General features: G+C 59.5%; 16 protein-coding genes. 12 read left to right on the top strand and 4 right to left on the bottom strand.

The genetic code is table 11. From position 1 onward, the window contains the following. Positions 1-88 precede the first annotated feature (88 nt). Together ABIL25_03775 and rpmB are read right to left on the bottom strand one after the other, a co-directional pair. Complete coding sequence (locus tag ABIL25_03775; protein ID MEO0081399.1) at positions 89-1,051, bottom strand: GDP-mannose 4,6-dehydratase; 963 nt, start codon at positions 1,049-1,051, stop codon at positions 89-91. Between the two features lie 49 nt (positions 1,052-1,100). Next, positions 1,101-1,346 (bottom strand): 50S ribosomal protein L28, encoded by a 246-nt coding sequence (gene rpmB, locus ABIL25_03770; protein ID MEO0081398.1) that lies wholly within the window; start codon positions 1,344-1,346, stop codon positions 1,101-1,103. 579 nt (positions 1,347-1,925) lie between these two features. On the opposite strand from rpmB, the gene ABIL25_03765 reads away from it, so the two are divergent. The 7 genes from ABIL25_03765 (at position 1,926) to ABIL25_03735 (ending at position 13,424) form a co-directional block, all read left to right on the top strand. Then, on the top strand, positions 1,926-2,894 hold the full coding sequence (locus ABIL25_03765; protein MEO0081397.1) for a PASTA domain-containing protein: 969 nt from the start codon (positions 1,926-1,928) through the stop codon (positions 2,892-2,894). A 54-nt stretch (positions 2,895-2,948) separates the two neighbouring features. Beyond that, complete coding sequence (locus tag ABIL25_03760; GenBank protein MEO0081396.1) at positions 2,949-3,446, top strand: LEA type 2 family protein; 498 nt, start codon at positions 2,949-2,951, stop codon at positions 3,444-3,446. A 139-nt stretch (positions 3,447-3,585) separates the two neighbouring features. Further along, complete coding sequence (locus ABIL25_03755) at positions 3,586-6,549, top strand: PASTA domain-containing protein (protein ID MEO0081395.1); 2,964 nt, start codon at positions 3,586-3,588, stop codon at positions 6,547-6,549. A gap of 177 nt (positions 6,550-6,726) precedes the next feature. Next, positions 6,727-7,194: an LEA type 2 family protein gene (locus tag ABIL25_03750; GenBank protein ID MEO0081394.1), complete on the top strand. Its 468-nt coding sequence runs from the start codon at positions 6,727-6,729 to the stop codon at positions 7,192-7,194. Between the two features lie 112 nt (positions 7,195-7,306). Then, complete coding sequence (locus ABIL25_03745; GenBank protein MEO0081393.1) at positions 7,307-9,496, top strand: SUMF1/EgtB/PvdO family nonheme iron enzyme; 2,190 nt, start codon at positions 7,307-7,309, stop codon at positions 9,494-9,496. 118 nt (positions 9,497-9,614) lie between these two features. Further along, positions 9,615-10,802, top strand: coding sequence for a protein phosphatase 2C domain-containing protein (locus tag ABIL25_03740; GenBank protein ID MEO0081392.1), 1,188 nt, complete (start codon positions 9,615-9,617; stop codon positions 10,800-10,802). 87 nt (positions 10,803-10,889) lie between these two features. Beyond that, positions 10,890-13,424: an FHA domain-containing protein gene (locus ABIL25_03735; GenBank protein ID MEO0081391.1), complete on the top strand. Its 2,535-nt coding sequence runs from the start codon at positions 10,890-10,892 to the stop codon at positions 13,422-13,424. 148 nt (positions 13,425-13,572) lie between these two features. Here the strand turns inward: ABIL25_03735 and ABIL25_03730 are convergent, their stop codons facing one another. Together ABIL25_03730 and ABIL25_03725 are read right to left on the bottom strand one after the other, a co-directional pair. Continuing rightward, positions 13,573-13,767, bottom strand: a complete 195-nt coding sequence (locus ABIL25_03730) for a hypothetical protein (GenBank protein ID MEO0081390.1) — start codon at positions 13,765-13,767, stop codon at positions 13,573-13,575. Between the two features lie 364 nt (positions 13,768-14,131). Next, complete coding sequence (locus tag ABIL25_03725; protein ID MEO0081389.1) at positions 14,132-16,330, bottom strand: hypothetical protein; 2,199 nt, start codon at positions 16,328-16,330, stop codon at positions 14,132-14,134. Positions 16,331-16,636: 306 nt separating this feature from the next. Between ABIL25_03725 and ABIL25_03720 the strand changes: the two genes are divergently transcribed. The 5 genes from ABIL25_03720 to ABIL25_03700 all read left to right on the top strand — a co-directional run bounded on the left by ABIL25_03720 (position 16,637) and on the right by ABIL25_03700 (position 22,159). Beyond that, complete coding sequence (locus ABIL25_03720) at positions 16,637-17,155, top strand: MGMT family protein (GenBank protein MEO0081388.1); 519 nt, start codon at positions 16,637-16,639, stop codon at positions 17,153-17,155. Between the two features lie 60 nt (positions 17,156-17,215). Next, the gene (locus ABIL25_03715; protein ID MEO0081387.1) at positions 17,216-17,866 is read left to right on the top strand and encodes an MBL fold metallo-hydrolase; all 651 of its coding nucleotides are present in this window, start codon (positions 17,216-17,218) and stop codon (positions 17,864-17,866) included. A 115-nt stretch (positions 17,867-17,981) separates the two neighbouring features. Continuing rightward, positions 17,982-19,595 (top strand): hypothetical protein, encoded by a 1,614-nt coding sequence (locus ABIL25_03710; GenBank protein MEO0081386.1) that lies wholly within the window; start codon positions 17,982-17,984, stop codon positions 19,593-19,595. Positions 19,596-19,754: 159 nt separating this feature from the next. Then, complete coding sequence (locus ABIL25_03705) at positions 19,755-21,005, top strand: LptF/LptG family permease (GenBank protein ID MEO0081385.1); 1,251 nt, start codon at positions 19,755-19,757, stop codon at positions 21,003-21,005. Then, on the top strand, positions 21,002-22,159 hold the full coding sequence (locus ABIL25_03700; GenBank protein MEO0081384.1) for an LptF/LptG family permease: 1,158 nt from the start codon (positions 21,002-21,004) through the stop codon (positions 22,157-22,159). Before ABIL25_03705 ends, ABIL25_03700 begins: the two co-directional genes overlap by 4 nt. Positions 22,160-22,244: the final 85 nt, after the last annotated feature.

Below are 22,244 nucleotides of genomic sequence, written 5' to 3'. Positions count from 1 at the left end.
GCACGGATTGACGCGAAAGGCGTACTGTTCCTGATGTGCGGCGCGCTGCGCCGCAGAACCCCATGTTCATCCCCGTTTCCCCCGTGGTTCAGGCGGCCGGGATTCTATTGCGCCAGTAGTCGAGTAAGTCGGACAAGGTCTGTCGGAAATCGTACCGGCGGGTCCAGCCGGTACGCTGCTCGAACTTGGAGGGGTCGCCAATGAGCAGTTCGACATCGCTTGGCCGCATCCGCTTGGGGTCCTGTTTCACTTCAATCTTTTTTCTGGCCATACTGAGCAGAAGCTCAAGCATTTCGCCTATCCGCCAGCCCTTGCCGGACGCAATATTGTACACCTCGCCCGGTTCACCTTTCTCAAGTGCAAGCCAGTAGGCGACAATTGTATCGCGCACGTCGGTAAAGTCGCGTACTGCATCCAGGTTTCCGGTGTAAAGCACGGGTGCGCGTCTGCCAGCCTCGATTTCGGCAATCTGCTTGGCGAAATTCGACGTCGCGAACACCTCGCCACGCCGAGGACCGGTGTGGTTGAACCCCCGGGTTCTCACTACTTTCAGGCCGTAGCTTCTGAAGTACTGGTAGCCCATCAGGTCTTGCGCGACTTTGGATACGCCGTAAGGCGAAAGTGGCCGGAGCGGGTTGGTTTCCTTGATTGGTGCCTCGTTAGGGTACACCATTCCGTACTCCTCGCTCGAACCTGCAATCTGGACAAGACAGTCTGGTTTTTCCTGGCGCAGGGCCTCAAACAAGTTCGACTGGCCGACGATGTTCGTGGTCAAAGTCTCGGACGGCGCGACCCAGGACATCGGCACATAGCTCTGGGCTGCAAGATGGAACACGCGGTCAGGTCGAACCTCCCGCACCAGGTCGAGTGTGGACTTTGCGTCCCGCAGGTCACAGGCATGGAGCAGAAGCCGGTTCTGGATGTGTTCGATATTCTCAGTTCTTGAGCGCCAGCGTACTGTGCCGTGGACCTCGCAGTTACCGAGTTTCAGAAGATACTCAGCCAGATGGCTGCCGGCAAAACCGGTGATTCCAGTAATAAGGCACTTCAAGCTACCTCCTGCCAGAGAAATGGTTCAATGGTCCGAGGGTTCTATGTTGCTAGCGCGCAGGTTCGGAGCCATGGGACTCGGCTGGTTGGCTGCCGGTTCCTTGGGCTCCTGCTTTTTCCACCTTGCCCGAACGCAGGCAACGGGCGCAGACCCAGATACGCCTGGTCCCAGACTCAAGCCTGGCCCGGACTCTTTGCAGATTCGGCTCCCAGCGACGCTTGGTAACGTTGTGCGCGTGACTGATATTGGAGCCGACCGCACCGACTTTACCGCAGATTTCGCAATGTCTAGCCAATTGTCCTCCTGAACTGTCAAGTCATTGGGCACGATGAGGATAGCCGAAATCCTCCATCTGTCAACCTGTTGTATCGTACGGGTAGTGTCAATTCTCTTGCGTAGCTTCCGACTGACATCTTGCGCTGCCAGCTTTCTAGCTTGGGTTTGGTAGGGTACCGTTGCTTGTACTTCTAGCGCTGCACCGACCACCGGTTCGCCTTCCGAAGCGGCAGACACGCGAACCACCCACAGCTTTCGGCATTCGCAAAGACACACTTCGCTCGCACACGCTTTCACAGCTCTAGAGACTGCTGCACGGTTACACTCGTCTCATACACCTTCTTCCACGCCTTCGGTTTCCTTCGTAATACTGGTGTGTGCGCCGGCGACCGCCCGTGACTTGACTACCGTCAAGCTTTGATATAATAAAACCGGAATCGGAGGCCTAATGCTCATGACCGAGCCGGAAAACGAAAAGAAGAGTCCGCTTCTGCGCAGTCGCCTTTCGAATCCGAGGCAGCGGAGTCTGGGTGCGCTCGTTGGCCTTCGGTTCGTTTTTACGGGCACGCGAGGAAAGCAGTAAACACAAGGAGGAACGATGGAGCGGACCGTAAGAGGAAAGTCCGACAGCCCGCGCAACCGTAGCACGGCGATGTACGTCCTGGTCGGAGTCATTGTCGTCGCCGCGGTCGTTGTCATTGCGCTGATGTCCAAAGGCCCCAAGAAGGTAGCAGTACCCAACGTAGTTGGCAAGACGTTTGAGCAGGCATCAGCCGAGATCGCGGCCGCGGGCCTTGGAATCAAGGAACAGATGAAGGTCAGCTCAGATTCTCTGCCGGCCGGCGCGGTCGTTACCCAGATGCAGAAACCGGGCGAAACGCTCAAGAAGGGCGATACGGTACTGGTCACGGTCAGCGAGGGTCCGACCCGGTTCGTGCCGGAGCTGACCGGGTTCAAGAAAGCCGACGCCGCGACCGAACTGCCCAAGTGCGGGCTTGTGCCGGGTACGGTCACGACCGCGGTCTCGACCGAAATCCCACCGGGCAGGATAATGAAGATGGACCCTCCCCCGGGCACCAAGTTGATGAAAGGCCAGCCGGTGAACCTGGTCATCAGTACCGCGCCGCCACCACCACCGGTGCCGCAGTCCTTCCTGCGACCCTCATTGGAGTTAACTTCAGTTGAAGTTGCCGAACCTACCGACAGGGGGTTCAACCTTGTGGTCGGTATCGCGGCTACAAACCCGAACTCGGTTCCTGGCGAGGTCAAGGGATTCTACTACAAGCTTGAAGTTGATACTTTCTATCTAGCCAGTGCCAAGCAGTACTGCGAGATGCCGCTACAGCCTAACGGTCGAGGCGTGATGACGCTTTCGGTGAACATCCGCCACGACCGGTTGGGCCGGGCCGCAGCCGCACTACTTGGCCGGGGCAATGTTGACTACCGCGTGCGCGGGTACTACATCCTTGCGGCTGAGGGTGGCCGGTCGATCGAGCCGGTGTTTGTTTCGGGTAACTTCAACCTGGCCGAGAAACTCGGGCCGTACTTCCGTGCGATGTACGAGTGAAGAGGGAAAGGAGTGATGAGTGAAGAGTCACGAGTGAAGAGAGAAGACGGAGGAGTGAGAAGAAGATTCCGGTTGATGCTTGGGGCGGGTAGCGGTAGGCGGTTGGCGGTCGGCATTCTGCTCGCCTGCCTGGTGCTCGGTTCGGGTTGCGCCACCTTCCTATCGAGCACTACGGGCGCAATCCTGCTACAGCTTGCGCCGGTCGGGCTGGAGCTTTTCGAAGTCCCGGCCAAGCTCGACCTGAAGGTGACGAATCCATCGAAGCTGACCGCGACGGTCTCGGACATCAAGTACGAGGTCCTCATCGCGGGTTCGGTCGTGGCCTCGGGTGAGCAGCAAGCGCCGGTGACGCTTTCGGGCGAAGGTTCGCAGGTTATCTCGGTACCGCTCTCGGTCAAGCCCGGCAGCGTGCTTAGCTCGGTGAAGTCGTCATTGGCCAGCAAGAGCGTCAAGTATCAGGTGCGCGGGTCGTACGCCATTGCCGCCACGAGCGAGCAGACCTTCACAGCTTCGTCGCTGCTGAAATCGCTGATGGCCAGGAGCAAAGAGTGAGATGTGAAACGTGAAATGGAAGATGTGAAATGAGTCGGTCGGGAGAACGTCCTCTGCCCCTTCGACCTGAGTGCCACGTTTCCCGTCTCGCATCCCCGGTTTCGCGTCACACACCTTACTTTTCACGTCTTACATCCCCATGATCGGCCAGACCGTCGGTGACTATCGGATAACCGGGCTTATCTCGGACAAGGGCGGTTTTGGCGTCGTGTACAAAGCAGTGCATCGGCTACTGGAGCAGGAAGTGGCTATCAAGACTCTGCACCAGTTCCTGACCGGCGAGGCACGGTTCCGAGACCGGTTCTTTGCCGAGGCCCGGGCCCAGGCCCGACTGCGGCACGAGAACATAGTCGGCATTCACAACTTCTTTGAGCACAATGGCCGGTACTTCATAGTGATGGAATTGATGGATGGGATGGTTGTGGCCGAGGGGAAGCGGGTGCGGTCTTTGGCCGAGCTCATCAAACTGGGGCCGATGCCGGAAGAGCGGGCACTTTCGGTATTCCGGCAGGTTCTGGCCGGAGTGGGTTACGCGCACCGTCACGGTGTGCTGCACCGTGACCTGAAGCCTCTGAATGTGTTGTTCAACGAGCAGGGGACAGCTAAGGTAGGAGATTTCGGGCTGGCGAAGATGCTGGCGCCCGGGCAGGGCGAGTACTCGTTGACCCGGGGCGGAATGGGCACTCCGGCGTATATGTCACCGGAGCAGGTGCTGAATAAGGTGCTGGATGCACGGGCCGACATCTATGCCTTGGGGATAACGCTGTATGAGATGCTGGCGGGCAGAATACCGTTCAATGCCACCTCGACGACTTCTATTGAGGAGCAGCACCTATCCGAGCCGCCGCCGCCTTTGCGGGAGACAAATCCGGACATACCAGTTGAGCTGGAGCGGGCCGTGCTCAAGGCATTGGCCAAGAAGCCGGAGGAGCGGTTCCAGAGCTGCGAGGAGTTTGCGGCGGCGCTTGCGCGCACGCGCGAGGCGCGGATGGTTGTTGTACCCGGGTTCTGCGGAAAGACGCGGGCCGAGGCTGAGCCGCTGGGCCGGCAGGTCGGGCTACGGGTCGAGCAAATTGCGGAGGAGCATTCAGACGACGTGCCGGCCGGGACGGTTCTGCGCCAGGAGCCGGAGTTTGGCGCAGTGGTGGAAGACGGCACGCTGGTCAGGCTGGTTGTGAGCAAGGGGCCAAGGCCGAAGCCGGTCAGCGTACCCGAGCTTCGGGACAGACAGAAGGTTGAGGCTGAGCGGATGCTGGCTGAACTTGGGCTCAAGCTCGCGGTCGGCAGCGAGGAGTTCTCCAGAAAGGTGAAGCAGGGTGCGGTTGTCGGGCAGACGCCTGAGGCCGGCGTGATGCTTGAGCCAGGCGGTGTTGTGACCGTGGTGCTGAGCAAGGGGCCGAAGCTGGTCAGCGTGCCTGCGCTGGGCGGGCTGACACAGGCCGAGGCCGAGGGAGCTGCTGCTGCTCTGGGTCTGCGGCTGGTGGTATCAGGCAAGGAGCCGTCCGAGTACATTGCGGCCGGCAGGGTACTCAGACAGGCTTCTCCGGCCGGCGTGCGGCTGGCAGAGGGTTCTGAACTCAGTGTCGTGCTGAGCTTGGGAGTGCAGGAGCGGCAGGTGGAGGTCCCGGACGTTCGGGGCAGGTTACTTGAGGAGGCCGAGGGATTGCTCGCCGGTGTCGGTCTGACGCCGACGGTGGAGCACGAGGACTTCTCGGAAGCGGCCCAGGCTGGGACGGTTACCTGGCAGAGTCCCCCTCCCGGCGCCCTGCTGAACCAAGGCGAAACGGTTGCTCTTGTTCTCAGCAAGAGCAAGGAGCCGCGTGCGTTCTTCTCTGAGAGGACGGTGCGGGAGCCGTCACCCGGTCAATCCACTCTTGAACGTCCTGCGTCTGGAGCAACTGTTGTGGAAAAGCAGGGCCGTCGCAGGCGCGCCCGTCGCAGCCGTGTGTTCGCGACAGCCCTGGCCGTAATGCTGGTCATTGTCGGTCTGCTACTACTGCTCTTATCGAACAAGAAGCGCCAGGTTGTTGACCGCGCCGCCGGCACGATGCCTGACACGACCACAGAGACGGTCGTTACCCGGTCTCTTGAAACCAGTGGGGAGTTGCGTACCACACCTCCTGCCGTGTCTGTCTTCGCCAAGACTCAGATACGGACGAAATCCACAGATGGTGGGACGCCGAGCCGTAGCTTCGACGAGAACTTCGAGCTCGGGGCAGAGGCAATCAGAGCTGGTAAGTACGACGAGGCAATTCGTTACTACGGAGCTTGTATCAATCAGAATCCCAATCATCCCACACCTTATGCTAACCGTGGCTTGGCCTACTACTGCAAGGGCGAATACTGGCTCGCAATTGAGGATTTCTCGATGACCCTGAAGCTGGAGCCTACGAGCGCCTGGACCTGGTCGTGGCGAGGTGAAGCGTACCACAAAGTGGGAAATGAAGAACAAGCGGTGAGTGATTGGCGTGAAGCACATCGCCTGCTGTCCGAGTATCCGAAGTCTCCGTACGCGCGTGCAGCTATCAACGCTGAGGGAGCTGGGAACGTGGACCCGGGGACCGGCGCACGGTCAGGTTCTCCAGCGCTCTACGTCGGAAGCAGTTCGACGATGACAACGCTCTTGACTGGTCTGGGGTTCAATGTTCGAACTTCCAGTTCTATACCATCCAACCTTTCAGACTACTCGGTTATCGTTGTTGAAAACTATGACGCCTGCAACACTACGACCGCAGCCTATTTGCGTAACCGTATCGCAGAAGGTGGTGGAGTTGTCCTTACCAGCGGCACTCCCTACTTTCTCGCTGGCGGGTATTCACTGCCCTCGTGGATGGGTGGTGGAGAATACCATAACACTTTTGGCAACTGCTGGGTGAACACCACTGATGGTCAGATACTCTACTCAAACTCGAAGTGCAACGGTGGTGCCGCGATCACAGGAACTAGGGGGACGGTGATAGCCAAATGGAACGACGGCAGCGCCGCGGCTGTTAGATACGTATATGGCTCTGGTCGGTGTGCATACTTCTATTCCGGCGCAGGAACAAGTTCAGCGAGCGATGGACTTCTTACGCGCCTTGTGCTCTGGGCAGCCGGGCGATGACCAGACACTTTGGCAACAGCACATCGGAAGGAAAAACAGATGCAACATCAGATTTCCAGTCGCAGTTTCTCATAGGACATGGCTGGCTAGGCCGTTACCGAACATCAGGCAACTGGCAAGCTCGGCGAGGGCGGGTTTGGTGTTGTGTAGATGTGAACTGGAGGTTACTTGCGTAGCGTGAAGTATGGATTGCGGGTGTTGGCTCTTGCCCTGTTGGTTTCTTGTCTGAACTGCGGCTGGATGGTGAAACCGGCAGAAGTGGAGTTGGTTGGACTGGCTTTTCCCGGCGAGAGCGTTTTAGACCTGAGCGTGAAGGTAAGAAACCCCAACTCGTTCTCGGCCAAGGTGTCCGATGTTGAGTACACCGTCTTCATTGGCAGCGAGGCCGTTGGCCGCGGACGGGCGAACGAAGTTTTGAGCCTGCGTGGTCGGGACTCTCTGGTTACTTGCCTGCCGCTGAGTTACGATATGGCAGCGCTGTTCCGAGTTCTGCCCCAGCTGGCACAGGATACAATCGTGTGCCGTGTGGATGGTACCTATCAACTGGAGGTGCTGTTGCTCAAGCCAAGGATGAAGTTCTCCGTTGAACGCCGCATAGCAGTGAAGGAGAAGCTGCTTGCTGTTCTTGGTGCGGTGATGAAATGAGAGACGAGAGGTGGGCGGTAGGCAGAGAATGGAGAAGGAAGCGAAGTGGGGAGCGAGTAGCGAATGGTGAATAGCGATACTACCAAACGCGGCCAGCTATAGACGATAAGCCATGATTGGCGCTTCCGTCGGCAACTATCGCATCGTTGAGGAGGTCGGCCGGGGCGGGATGGGCGTGGTGTACAAGGCGGTGCACCAGAAGATTGCCTCTCAGGTTGTGGCGGTGAAGCTGTTGTCGCCCGCACTCATCTACGGCGACAAGGCGGCATCGGAGCGGGCCGCGGCCGAGGCCGAGTCTCAGGCCAAGCTCAGGGAGCATCCTAACATCGTCTCGCTCTACGACTTTGTGGAGAACGAGCGCGGGCTGTTCCTGATAATGGAGTACATTGCCGGCGTGGCCGGGGTGCGTAACCTGTCCGAGCTGATACGCCGGAACGGCGCGCTGCCGGCCGAGGAACTGAAGCGGCTGTTCGGTCAGGTGTTGTCCGCGGTCGGGTTTGCGCACCGGCACGGCATCATTCACCGGGACCTGAAGCCCTTGAACATCATGCTGTCTGAGTTCGGGGCCAAGGTGGGAGACTTCGGAATTGCCCGGATAGTGTCGGGCGACACGAGTATCGCTGTATCCGGGCATCGCGTTGGCTCGCCGGCGTATATGTCTCCTGAGCAGGTCCTGGACAAAAAGCTGACCAAAGCAACGGACATCTACTCTCTCGGGTGCACCTTGTATGAAGCCGCGACCGGCCGGTTGCCGTTCGACGCGTCCGAGACCTCGTCCTTCTTCGAGGCGCACCTGCAGGAGCCGCCGATACCGCCGCGGCAGCGCAACCCGGCAATTTCCGAGCAGCTGGAGCGGGTAATACTGAAGGCGATGGAGAAGAAGCCGGCCGACCGGTTTGCGTCCTGCGAGGAGTTTGCGGCGGCGCTGGAGCAAGAGCCTGCCGCCCCCCGCTCGCCGCTGACCGCAGGCCCGGCCCGGCGGGTTGTGCCCTCGGTGCAGGGCCGAGCTCGGGCCGAAGCGGAAGCTCTTCTGCGGCAGGCAGGGTGCGGCGTAGCCTTTGAGGGCGAGGAGTACTCAGACACGGTTCCCGAGGGCGCGGTTCTGCGCCAGTGCCCTGCGCCCGGTGAGTTCTGCGCCGCGGGAGCGGCGGTCCGGGTGACGCTCAGCCGGGGCAAGCGGCCGGAGGAGCGCCAACAGCCATCCGCTGACAGCCGACAGCTTTGGGAACAGCAGACGGTGCCGGAGGAAAGCCAACTGTCTTCCGCGGACCGCATTCCGTCTTCACCCTCACCCTTCCCTCCCCCTCGAGGGAGAGGGAAAGAAAGGGAGGGGGTGGCGGAGCGCGGTGGGCGGCCAGCGGTCAGCGGCGAGCGGAAGAAAACCGGCTGGATTGTCGCCGGTATCCTTGCCGTCCTCGCCGCAGTCGTGGTGATTGCGATAGTTGCGGGCAGTCGCAGCAGGGATGCCGCTCGCACAGGGCAGGGCGACAATCGTGGTCAGGAGACCGCTCCCACGAGGATGACTGCTCTTGGTCGGAACAGCCAGGGGTATGAGGAGTTCCTCTGGCTGAAGGACAGCTCGGTGATGATAAAGATACCGGCCGGGACGTTCACGATGGGGTCAAATGACGGAGGCCCGGACGGGAAGCCGGTACATCAGGTGTATCTGGACGAGTACTACATAGACAAGTACGAAGTGACGAACCGGCAGTACAAGCAGTTCTGCGATGCGACCGGCCGGAGCTATCCGTCTGACCCGGACTTCCTCGGAATGACTGACTACTTCACGCGCTATCCGGACTACCCGGTCGTGAATGTATCGTGGAAGGATGCCAAGGCGTACTGCGACTGGGCAGGCAAGCAGTTGCCGACCGAGGCAGAATGGGAGAAGGCCGCGCGCGGCACGGACTCGCGGAAGTACCCGTGGGGTAACTCAGAGCCAACCGGTAGCCGGTGCAACTTTGCGGACCGGAACACGGACTACGGTTGGAGCGACAAGAGCGCGGATGACGGTTATGCCCGAACCGCGCCGGTCGGCTCGTTTCCTTCGGGTGCATCACCCTATGGCTGTATGGATATGGCCGGGAACGTGTGGGAGTGGTGCAATGACTGGTACAAAGACAACTACTACGGTTCAAGCGCAAGCAACAACCCACAAGGGCCGTCTTCTGGCTTGGCCCGCGTCTCTCGTGGCGGGTCCTGGTACTACCTCGCCAGGGACCTGCGCTGCGCGAATCGCGCCGGGTTTGAGCCATCGTACCGGCACGGCCATCTGGGTTTCCGCTGTTCCCGGCGTCAGTAATTCTTTCTGTGAATCTGGTAATCTGGCCATCTGAACATCTGACCGATGAAGTGATGAGTGAAGAGAGAAGAGAGAGGAGCGAAGGAGAGAAGGACGCGAGGCGAAGAGTGAGTAGTGAATGGCAAAGGGTGAAGTGAAACAGCCGGAACGCGGCGGGCGGCCAGCGGTTGGCTTCCTGTCCGACCGTGGGCTGAGCGAGATGCGGCCGAAGAATGAGGACGCGCTGTTCGTGCCGGGCGAGGCCGAGCAGGCGCTTGCCGGGGAGCGCGGGCTCTTGTACGTGGTCGCGGACGGGATGGGCGGCGAGGCCGCGGGCGAAGTGGCAAGTAGGTTGGGCGTGGACACGGTTGCGGAGTTCTACTACCAGCGGCCTTGGGCCGGGAGTCCGGGCAAGATGCTTGTGCAGGCGGCTGAGGCGGCAAATCGGGCTGTTCTGGACGCGGCCCAGGACCCAAGCCGCAGGGGGATGGGTTCGACCCTGGTCGCTCTGGCACTCGTGGCTGACCGGGCGTACGTGCTGAACATCGGGGACAGCCGGTGTTACCTCATACGCGACGGGCAGATGCGGCAGATAACAGAAGACCACACTCTGGTGGCGCGGCTCGTGCGCAAGGGTTTGATGACGCCGGAGCAGGCTAGGACCAGCCCGAAGCGCAACGTCATCAGCCGGGTGCTGGGAAGCGATGCGGCCAAGCCGGACTTGTTTGAGGAGGAAGTCCGCACCGGGGATGTCTTTGTGCTCACAACCGACGGAGTGCACGGTGTGCTGGAGGACGAGGAGCTGCGCGACTTGGTGCTTTCCGGCCAGCCGGGAAGGGCAGTGCTGAGCGTTATTGATGAAGTGAAAAGACGCGGCGCACCTGACAATGCGACGATCATCGTAGTGAAGGTGGGCAGTGAGCAGTTTTTGCCCTCCCCCCCTAGTCCGCTTCAAGGGGAAGAGGAAGAGAAAGAAAGAGAGGAGGCCGTGGAGCTTGGGAAGCGGTCAGCGGTCGGCGGAGCGCGGGGACCGGTCAAAGGGCGGCGCAGGAGGCTCGTGCTGGTGCTGTTCGCTGTCGTTGTGCTGGCGTTACTTGTAGCTGCCGCGGTAAGGATGTATCTGGTGCGTAATCCCGGCGCATCGCCCAAGCCGCCGATTCCGGCAGACTCCGCGCGCGGCCCGGCCGGGCCGCCAAAGACCGACACCGCGAAAGCGAAGGCGAAGGGCCACACCGACACGACCGCGCCTGGCGCAATGCCTGAAAGTGTCGGGCCGCGAAAGCCGCCGGCAACTGAGCAGGGTAAGTATGGTTCCGGATGGATATGAACCGGGCGAAGCAACAGGTGATGGTCGCTTTTCGTCCGTTTCTCATTACGCTTCACTCATTACTCATCATTTTCTCGGGAGGTTGATGTGGCTAAGCTGAGAATCATCGCGGGTCCGAAGCAGGGACGAGTCTTTGAGATTCCTCCAGCCGGAATCCTCATCGGTTACCGGATGGAAAAGCTCGAGCAGGCGGCAGCGACAAGGCGGGCGGAATTGGGTCTTCCGGCAGAGGGCCAGCCGCTGCTGCTGGAAGCAAGAGACGAGAAGCACAACATATCAGGTCTGCACTGCTGGGTCGGGTTGGACAAGGCAGGCCGGGTCCTGGTGCGGGACTTGGGCTCAACGAACAAGACCTATGTGGGTTCTAGCGACGTACCGGTGACAGAGGCCCTGGTTGAGCAGGGCCAGGTCGTCCGACTGGGAAAGGGCGGAGCCTTGCGGTTCCGGGTGGAGGTAGACGAGTCGGAGGCGTGCCGGCTTACGCTGCCAGAGGGCCGAGTGAAGAGTGAAGAGGGAGAAGTGAAGAGAAAGGACGTCGGCGAGCGGAAAGCGGGAGGCGCTCAGCGTCCGGCAGGTAAGGTGGTTCATCTCGACCGCGACGTGCTCAACATTGGTCGTGCTCAAGACAATGACCTTGTGCTCGACTATCCGCAGGTTTCCCGGCACCACTGCCGCATCGTGCGCCGCAATGGACAGACCTTCATCTATGACCTGGGCTCGACGAACGGTACCTTCGTGAACGGATACCGGGTGAAGGAGGCGCGGCTTGCGGTCGGCGACACCATCAACCTCGGTTCCTATGTGTTGGTATTCGAGAAAGAGGGCTCGTTCTGCCAGTCGTCCTACGCCGGCCGCGCCCGGCTGGTTTGCAGCGACATACGAAAGGCGGTGAAGGACAAGGTCATCATCCGGGGAATCTCCTTCGTAGCCGAGCCCAGCGAGTTCACCGGGCTGATAGGGCCGTCCGGCTCGGGCAAGACGACACTGCTCAATGTCGTCACCGGATACGACCACACCGCGACCGGCCGGGTGGAGCTCTCAGGTTTGGACCTATACGCGAACTACGACATGCTAAGGGGTAACGTCGGCTACGTTCCGCAGGACGACATCATCCACCGTGAACTGACCGTGGAACAGTCACTCTATTATACGGCAAAACTGCGTCTGCCTGAGGATACTTCTGAAGAAGAGGTGAAACGTCGCGTGGACAAGGTCATAGCTGACCTCGGGCTGGAGGACTGCCGTAGTGTTCGCATCGGCGATCCGGAGAAACGTGGCATCTCTGGAGGGCAGCGCAAGCGCGTGAATCTGGCGCAGGAGCTCATCACCGAGCCGGCTTGCCTGTTTCTGGACGAGCCTTTATCCGGTTTGGACCCGGCCAAGGCAGAAGAAGTGACCGAGGTACTGGCCGACGCATCGCGCCGAGGTCGGTGTGTTATCCTTACCACGCACAACGTTGAATCCCCGCGTACCTTCGAGACGCTTGATATGGTACTGTTGCTGCACGAAGGCAGGCTGGTCTATTACGGCCCGGGCCGGGAGGTATTCGACTATTTCGGGGTGGGCCGAGACTACCCGCCCAAGGTGCTTTTCTTTCTGCAGGGCAAGTACTGCCCGAAGTGCGACAAGATGTATACCAAGACCACGAGGCCGCTGGAGAAGTGTGAGGTGTGCGGTGAGAAGATGTACTGGCCGGCCGAGTACTGGGAGAAACGGTTCCGCGAGTCGGCCCACTACGCGCGGTACGTGGCGGGCAGAATGGAAGTGTCAAGCGTCAAGACGAACGTGGGAAGGAAGACCGGCCGGCAGCAAGCGAACGGTTTGCGCCAATGGTGGATACTGGTGCGCCGTTACTGCCGGATAAAGTTGGCGGACGCCCCGGGCACCGGTGTGCTCATTGCTCAGGCGCCGGTAATCGCCGTGCTTATCGGTCTCGTGTTCGGTGGCAAGGGGTATGCTCACATGGGTGGCGTGCTTTTCATGATGGCTCTGGCCGCCATCTGGTTCGGCGCAACCAACTCGTGCCGGGAGATAGTGTCCGAGCGTTCAGTATATCGCCGGGAGAGAATGGTGAACCTGAAAATCGCACCGTACGTACTATCTAAGACGTTCGTACTCTCACTGTTTCTGCTTCTGCAGTGCTTCGTCCTGTCCGCAGTGGTCAAGCTGATGGTCGACAACCTGCCGGGAAGCATACTCGGGTACACGACGTTCCTGACCCTGGGCGGAATGGCTGGTTCCGCAATGGGACTGCTGATTTCGTCTTTGCTGTCTTCGTCGGAGGGCGCGATGGGGCTGGTGCCGGTGGTCCTCATTCCCCAGGTGCTGTTCGCCGGGATGGTGGTGAAGCTATCCGAGTTGGGGGCAATGAAGTTCATGTCCAGCTTCATGATTTCGCGGTGGGTACTGGACGTGTTGTCGCACTTCAGTACGAAGACGGTGGGTGAGGTTGGTCCTGGTCCTGGTCAGTACAACCCACCAGTCGCGCCAGGGACCGTTCACCAGTGGTTCGCCGATATGCCGACGTTGGGAGTAGTCCCCGGCGTATTGGTGCTGGTTACGCTGGCTGTGGTCTTCACGGTACTGACCGCGGTGGCGCTGAAGAGGAAGGACATTGTGTGATGCGTCAGGGGGAATGACATAGTAGTGGCGGCAGCCGCACGAACGCACGGTCTCGTCGCAATACCCATCGTTTGTTACTACCCGCAGTTTTCCTGTTAGTCATCGCTCCTTGCCCATAACTCAGGCGGCTTTAGCGGCTGAGACCGAACTACCAAGACCGGATGAACGGAGCCATCCGGTCGGCTGTAGCCAGTGTTGTCAGGGGCGCGGAGCAGATTCCCGGGCCGGTGCCGGATACGATATGGATAAGGGTTTCAGGAGCGATGTCAGGATGGTTTTCGGGAAGGATTTCAGGGCCGATTTCCGAAGCGTTGTCCGGAGGGTTTTCAGGTGCGTTGTCCACAGCGTTTTGGGGGCCGATTTCCGAAGCGTTGTCCAGTGGGATGTCAGAAACGATTTCCCGGCTGTTTCCGGTTCAGTTGTCCGGACCGGTTTCAGAAACGTTTCCCATTGCGGTGTTGGAGTCGTCTTTCCGTGCGACTTCAGTTTCGACCTCGCTTTTGATATCACAGAGGGAATCGCCCAGGGGTGCACCGTACCCCCTTGGACAAAGCCCGAAAACCCACCTGCGTCATAGTGTAACACCCGGAGCTATCGTACTAACGGTCACAGGAGCCTAGTCGAAAAGTTGCTGCACTAGGAGGCAGGACAGCTTGTAGCGAGCTAGAGTTCTTGCGAGACTGGAGTGGGGTCAGCCGGGTCTGCGTTTAGGAAGACCGTTGGCGAGTGGGCCGGGGTGAGGGCCGGTAGAGCAGAACAAGGCACAGCAGCAGGGTGAGGGCGCTGGATACCAGGGTGGTGCGACGGATCGGAGTCAGAGGGGCCAGGACTTCAAGTCGGTGCTCGCCGGCCGGGCAGCAAAGCCAGATGAAGTGGTCCTTGGTCTCTCCAAACCGGACTGGTCGGCCGTCGAGTAGAACCGAGAGTTCCGGGTAGTAGCTGACCGCAAGCCGCAGGAAGCAGTCAGAGCCGGCCTCGAATCGGATGCCAAGCCGGTTGTGCTCAACCGAAGTTGGCCCAAGTCGGAGCGGAGCGAGAATGGGCAGTGAGTCGGGCGGCTGGTCTTCGGTCACTGGGATGAAGTTCATGCGGTTACCAGCGGTATCGAGTTCGAGGGCTTGGAGTAGAGTAAGCCAGTCGTGAGCGAAGAAGAATGTACGGGCCGGAAACAGACTCTCGGCCGGCACCGGCACGAGCCGGTTTGACGCAAGGAGCAGTCCGGCACCAGTCGGGCCGAAGATGATTGGCGGTTTACGGTCAGCAGCGAGGAACCGGTCGTCCCAAGCGATGCCCGGCTTGGTGATAACGCTCGTGTAGTTATTCTCGGTTGCGATGATACAGGGTAGCGAGATGATGTGGGAGATGCCCAGGAGCCGGACAGCCTTCATTGTCTCCGATCGCAGTTCGCGGCGGGATGAGTCACCAAGGTCCACTGCAATCAGGTTGGACCAGGGATAGGCGTAGAGCATTGAGCGGGGCGCAAACTGGTGATAGGGTGGACCCAGGAGGTTTGGCAGGTTGCCGAACAAAAACCCGGCTGCCGGATAGCAGGAAAGCCGGGCATAGTCGTCAACCCGGTCGTCCGAAGTGTAGGTGTCATATACCCGGGTCGGCTGCTGCCATGACAGCAGCCGGTAGGCTTCAAGTCGGACCGGGAATAGTTTCTCAGGTTGCCAGAAGCGGACATTGAGCACGTGGGGAAGGCAATCAGCGAGCACGAGAACAGTAGCAGGAATAAGCAATAGCCAGCGACGAGCAGGCTTGTCAGATAGCAGAACCCGGGACCAGCCGAGGGCAATGAGAACCGTTGCGAAGAACACAGTGAATACGAGGAAGCGGTGCGGCGGAAGCCCGTAATTGAGCAGGGATCGAGTCAATCCGAAACGGGGCGAGAACAGAACCAGCAGCAGGCTGGCGATGAGGCAGATAAGGGCGGGAAGGAAGGACGGTGAATGAGGCACAGGAACTGAGCAACAGTGTGTGGACCGGCCACGGACAAGGGGAACGACGACTGCGGCGGCGAAAAGCAGGATGTTTGCGGCGCCGAGATAGTTGTACGGGCCGGACTTTGTCCAGGGGAACACAAGGCTGAGGAGTGATGGTGTGCCGATATTGAGCGGCAGTTGTGGAAACACGTGCTGGCGGAATTCGGCGAGGAACGGGATGATGTAGAATCCGGCGAGCAGGAGTCCGAGCAGGCCGGAAAGCGCGGCAAGGCCGGCTATTCGGGGCTGGCTGGTTGCCGGCTGCTCGTACAGACCGAGGACCAGGGCTACGCCGAGAAAGACGACAAGGAAAACAGCGAACACGGTGTGCGATGTGAGCGCGGTACAGATGACCAGGGCAAGGAGTACGGCTCGAGGCAGGGTGGGTCGGTTGAGCAGCGCATCAAGGGCAAGGAACGAAAGCGGAAGTAGAACGTAGATGAGTGCCTGCGGGTAGTTGGCGTCATACACAAGGCTGAGCACACGCCAGGGAACGATCGAATAGACAAGCGTACCGAGTAGTGCTGGGGCAGAATCCTGAGTGCTGAATGCGGAGCATGGTGAGCCGAACTGGGGCTGGGTTCGCTGGCTGCCAGTCAGACGACGAAGGTAGAAGAACATGGCAGCCGCCGAGCCGAGGTGGAGAATGAAGAGCAGCGTCTTGAGTGCCGCGAGCTGGTTGACGTGCAAGGCGAGTGAGAGCAGAGCGCCGAGGAATGCGAAAACCGGGCCGTAGAACCGCAGCAAGGGGAATCCGCAGTAGAACATGAAGGTGTAGAATGGCGAATGACCGGTCCGGATGGCATCAGCAACCGCGGTCTGACGCACAAGGTGGGGCCAGATGTCAACCGCAGCGGGGTACCCGGGAACGGTGAATACATAGCCGGACAGGAGTACAGCCGCAATTGTCAGACCGCCCAAGGATAACGTGAGGATGCGGTGCGTTTTGGATAACAGGTCCTACACTCCAGATAGCGCGAAAGCTATTGACAGACGGGCCGACGGACGCACGGCCAAAGTTAGCTGCCAGGGTCGCCAAGTCAAGTGCATTGCATCGGTGCCTTGTGGTCCCTGGTTCCACCCTGCTCGTGCCCGGGGTGAGTGCTCTGGGCTGTGATGATGGGGTTTGAAGTCGGACCGAGAACTTCCAGTGGACGGAGTACAGTAACGGTAAGGTTGCACCGGTCTTGCTTGACCCATGTCGGTGGCAGGGTATGATACTTGACAATGAGGACGACCGCTGGTCAAGAAGTGACCAGGCTTGCGCACACGCCGTTTTGTCTGGTACGTGTTGTCTGGTCCCGGGGCAGGGTTGCCAGAGTGGTTCTGCGTGCCAAGCCAAAGTCGGCCCGGTTGGACCCAAAGCTCGGGCCTCGGCTTCTGTCTGTCCTGCGCGGGGAGGGAACACCCAGGGTGTTGCGCATGGATGCTTCAGGGCTTAGCACATTTGCCCGCAAGGTTATTGGTTTGTGTGCCCGTATCAGGCCGGGTAGGGTGATGACTTATGCCGAACTTGCCAAGGCGGCTGGAAGGCCGAACGCGGCACGGGCTGTAGGTCAGGTGATGGCCCGTAATCCGTTTCCGCTGCTCGTTCCGTGTCATCGGGTGGTAGGCGTAGATGGCAGACTTGTCGGGTTCGGCGGAGGGCGGTTGATGAAGGAGGCGCTGCTTTCGGCTGAAGGCTGGAGTTTTGCGGGCCGCGGTAGGAACCGTAGGGTCGTCCTGAAGAATAGCAGGGTCCGGTAGCAGACCAGTGCTCAGCCAATAATGACCAGCCGTCGAGAACCTGGAGAGCCGGGGCAGCGTGTGGTCGAGCGTCTGGTAGTCGGGCCGCTGGCAACAAACTGCTACGTACTAATGTCGGCCGACGAACTGGCAGTTATTGATCCCGGGGGAGACGCAGAGCTGATACTTGGGAAAATCGAGGAGCTGGTTGCGGCCAGAGACGACTGTCAGAAGATGAGGGTCAAGTACGTCATCAATACTCACGGTCATATTGACCATGTGGCAGCCGACAAGCCGGTGCTGGATGCGACCGGGGCCCAGTTGCTTATCGGTGAACTGGACGCCGTGATGCTTACACATCCGGAGCGGAGTCTTGCGGTTCTTGTGGGTTTCAGGATGGAGCCACTTCGTCCGGACCGCACGCTGGCCGATAGCGATGAAATTGTCGTGGGCAACGAGCGGATGCGGGTTGTCCATACTCCGGGCCATACACCGGGTGGGATAACGCTCATCGGCAACGGGTTTGCCTTTACTGGGGATACACTGTTTGTTGACTCGATCGGCCGGGTCGATTTTCCAGGTGGTTCAGAAGTTCAGATGCAGTACTCGCTCGGCCGACTTCAGACACTTCTGCCCCGTGATACAATGCTCTACCCTGGTCACAATGAGCCTGGCACCATGGCCCGGGCGCTGCTTGTGAACCCCTTCCTGGGCAGCGTCTGGCCGGGGTGATTGTGCCGGTTGCTACTGTCAGGGACTGGGTATGATGTCACGGCACACGGTGCGGGACTCGGGACGGCAAGGGTTGGCGAGCAAACCGGCTGCGGTCTTGAACAGGCACTGGCTGGTGAAGAACAGGTGGCTTCTTGTCTTCCTGGGAGCGTACGTCCTCTTTTCCATTCTTCTGTTCGACCCCAAGCTTTCGGTCGGCGGTGACAATGCGGTGTATCTGATTCTGGCCGGTTCGCTTGCACGCGGCACCGGGTACCGTTCAGTTTACCTGCCCGAGCAGCCGGAGCACACGCAGTACCCTCCCGGTTTCCCGGCCATCCTCGCAGTCCTGGAGAAGATATCGGGTAGAATGAATATCTTCCTGGATAAGGTTCTTGTTGTAGTGTCGGGTGTGCTGGCGATGTTCATCGTGTACCGGCTATGCGGACTTTGGTTCGCCATGACTGCTGCTGCGGCCGGTGCTGGCAAGAACAGTAGGGCATGGTCTTCGGACGGCAACCGGCTCCTGCAGCCGGGTTGGTTGGCAATGGCCTTGGTTGTCTCCATTCCGATGCTCATCAAGTACAATCATGATATCCTCACCGAGATACCGTTCCTCAGTGTGTCCATGGCCGCAGTGTATTTCCTGCTCAGGGCAGAGGACATGGGAGGGGTGAACTACTGGGCCGGGTTTGCGTGTGCGATCGCCGGATTCTTGTTGCGGACCGCAGGGATTGCGCTTGTGCTCGGGGTTATACTGCTGCTTGTGTTCAGGAAGCAGTACTGGTATCTTGCGGTATTCGTTGTTGTGTTTCTTGCTGTTTTCGTGCCTTGGGAGATAAGGGCAATCCGGGCTGGTACCGGTCAGTCCTATTTCGAGCAGTTCTTTGCCAAGAACCCGTACATCCCAGACTTTGGTCGGGCCGGGGTGAAGGACTTCGTCGTCCGTATCGGGGAGAATGCAGTGAAGTACTTTGCGGCAGTGATACCGCAGCAGTTCTGCGCCGTGCTTCAGCCCGGCTGGTTTTCGGTCGGTGTTGGCGTCGTGCTTTCCGGACTGATGGTGCTCGGGTTTGCGGTTGTGGTGCGGGTGTGGACGATAGTCGAGACATATTTCGTGTTTGCATTCGCGGTACTGTTTGGCTGGCCATCACTGTGGGCCGGTGAACGGTTCTTCCTGCCAGTCGCACCGCTCGCAGTCATGTATATCGTCGCCGGGCTTTGCTGGCTTGAACACCGGCTCAGGCGCAAGTACCTGGCGGCGGCGGTAGTCGGCGTCCTGGTTGTGGTCAACATGGTGGCGCTTGCACTTGCCGCCAGGAAATCGGTTGGGGACAATATCAGGTATCTTGCCGGCGACCGGTACGCTGGCTACAGCCTGGATTGGCGTCGGTACTTTGAGTGCATCGAGTGGATAAGAGACAACGTACCGGAGGACCGGGTGATACTGGCTCGCAAGCCGGAGTTCGTTTACCTTCTGTCCGGGCGCCGGTCTTTCTGCCCGCCGTTTACCGGAGACCAGGCCGCGGTCAAGGCCGCAATCGAGAAGTGTGACTACATCCTCTTTGACAATTTCTACTGGACGAATCTGTTCCGCGTGTTCGTCGCACCGGTACTCAAGCAGGACGTGGACCGATTCCGGTATGTGTTCAAGACCGAGAAACCAGTGTTTTTTGTGCTCAGGGCTTCGGGCAGGCCGGGCGGTCCTGGTGCTGAGCCGGTGCCGCATGCGGTCCCGGAGCTCGAATAGCAGAGGTTGTACCACAGGTCAAGCATGCGTTGACGCTTCTCAGGCCGCCGGTATCATCTCGTGAAATAGGAAACCGCGGATGAATGCCAACAGACGACGATTTCAGAATAGTCAATCGGCCCTGTTGCCGCGGGCGCGGGCTTATCGGCCGGGGACCGGATGAGCATACTCCAACGTTACGCGCTCAGGCAGTTCGTGCCGCCGTTCTTTTTGGCAGTTGTTATCCTCGCGTTCGTCCTGCTCATGGACCGGCTATTCCTGCTGGCAGACTTGCTGGTGCGCAAGGGCGTGGCGGTCAGCGTGGTAAGCGAAATCATGGTGCTGTCGCTGCCGTTTGTCGTGAGCGTATGTACACCGCTCGGCACGCTGATCGCAGGTGTGGTAACCTTTGGCCGGATGGCCGAGGACAACGAAATCAAGGTAATCCGTGCCGCGGGTATCCCGGTGCTGCGCGTTTTCCTGCCGACCGCAGCGGTATGCTGTCTCCTGATGGTTGTAATGGTCGGGTTCAACGGGTTTGCAGTGCCGGAGTCGCAGCACAACGTCCGCAATCTTCTCACCGACGTGGCAAGAAAGAAGCCGGCTCTGCGCGTACGTGAAGGTGTCTTCATGGACGATTTTGCAAACTATCTCATCTACATTGGGACGATCGACGAGCGTCGGTCGAGGGTGAAGAACGTGGCGATATTTGAACGCCGCCAGGGTAAGAAAACACCCGGGTTCGTCACTGCACCGCAGGGCGAAATCGCCTATACTGATGACGACCGGTATATGGTGCTGACACTCTACGACGGCGAGATGCATGAACTTGGAGACAGCAACAATTACCGCCGGTTGAGTTTTCGCAGGCATGTCATCAACGTTGCCTTGGACGTGGAGCTAATCCGGCGCGACCGGGAGTTCCGGGGTGACCAGGAAATGACCCTGCTGCAGCTTCTGGATCAGATTCGCAGGCTTCGCAAGGACGAGGCCGAGATCAGCGCCAAGGTGGTAGCGGCAAGGGCCGAGGCAAAGAGCGAGCCTGGCCGGCTCAAGCTCGATGAGCTTATGACGCGGCTGCAGTACAAGCGGCTGGAGACCGGCCGTTATGAGACCGAGTTCCACAAGAGTTTGTCCCTGGCGTTCTCTTGTTTCTTTTTTGTTCTTTTCGGGGCACCGCTCGGAATAGTCTTGCGCCGAGGTGGGATCGGCACCGGGTTTATCGTCGGACTTGTGTTCTTTGCCGCGTTCTACGTGCTTTTGCTTGCTGGCGAGAACTTTGCTGATTCTGGTAAGGTGGCGCCGTCCCTCGGTATGTGGTTGCCGAATATTGTCCTGACGCTACCGGTTACAGAACTTGCGGCCCGGGCGTTCTTCGAGAAATCACTCGTCCGGGAGATTGTTGGCCACCTGCGTCGAATGCGCAGATGAAGACGATTGACCGCCACATCCTTGGAGAGGTCGTGCGTTTTACGCTGCTTGCACTGCTTTCGGTCGTGGTCATCTACCTGCTCATTGACCTGTTTGAGGAGCTGAACTACTTTCTGACTCGGAAGGTAAGCATCTTCACGGTGTTGCTCTACTACGTCTATATCCTGCCGTCAGCGGTGACGCTCCTGTATCCAGTGAGCATGCTGCTGGCGGTGTTCGTGGTGTACGGTCAGATGACGCGGCATCGGGAACTGCACGCGCTTGAGAGTGCCGGAGTCCGGGCGCTGCGGCTGTTTGCACCGGCAGTCGGGTTCGGCCTCGCCACGGTGCCAGCGTACCTTGCCGGCAACGAGTTTCTGACGATACCGGCCAACGCAGCGTTGGCAGACCTGCGCAGCTACAAGATTGAGAAGCGTGCGATACAGACGACAGTGAAGCGCCGCGATGTCTTCTTCGTTGGCGAGAGCGGCCGAGTTTACAGTATCAGGGAGTATGACTCGAACGGCGTCATGACCGGTTTCTCGATTGAGGAGCTCGGGTCAGACCGCAAGGTTCGACGCCGGATTGACGGCGCCAGCGCCCGTTACGTTCCTAGAGTCCCAGGAACAGATGATACCGGGGCCGCGGCTCCGGACATCCGTCATCCGAAATCCAGGATTCAGAATACTGCTGGGGTTTGGGTCGGCTACGACGTTACGGTCCGTGAGTTCGCATCAGACGGGACAGAACGGATGTTTCTTGCCGATACCATGGTGCTTTCTGGCATCACGGAGACGCCGGCAGACTTCGTGCGCATTTCCCGGCCAGTGCAGGAGACCTCGACCCGGGAACTTACGCACTACATCGGCAAGATGCGTCGAGCAGGCGAGGATGTGGCGGACGAAGAGGTGGAGCTTCACTACCGGTTCTCCTATTCGCTTATCGGACTCATCGTGGTCCTGCTCGGACTACCGTTGTCGGTACGGCTGCGTAAAGGCGGTGTGATGTTCGGGCTTGGACTCGGGCTGCTTGTTTCCTTTCTGTACTGGGGAGCAACCCAGCTATGCCGGGCATACGGCACCTCTCCCGTAATCAGCCCGGCGATGGCGGCGTGGATTCCGAACATTGTGTTCGGTGCGATTGCTGTGGTGCTGATGCTCGAAATGCGGCAGTGAGCAGGAGACTGGTTCGGGTTCTAGGGCGGCGAGCCGGCGGGACGGTGCTTGTGTCTGCGCTTATCGGATTCAGCGCTGCTTCTTC

The organism is candidate division WOR-3 bacterium (genome assembly GCA_039801365.1).
Lineage (GTDB): Bacteria > Hydrothermota > Tepidihabitantia > Tepidihabitantales > Tepidihabitantaceae > JBDRUN01.
Note: the sequence above shows the minus strand (reverse complement) of the source record. Positions and strands in the feature narration are given on the sequence as shown.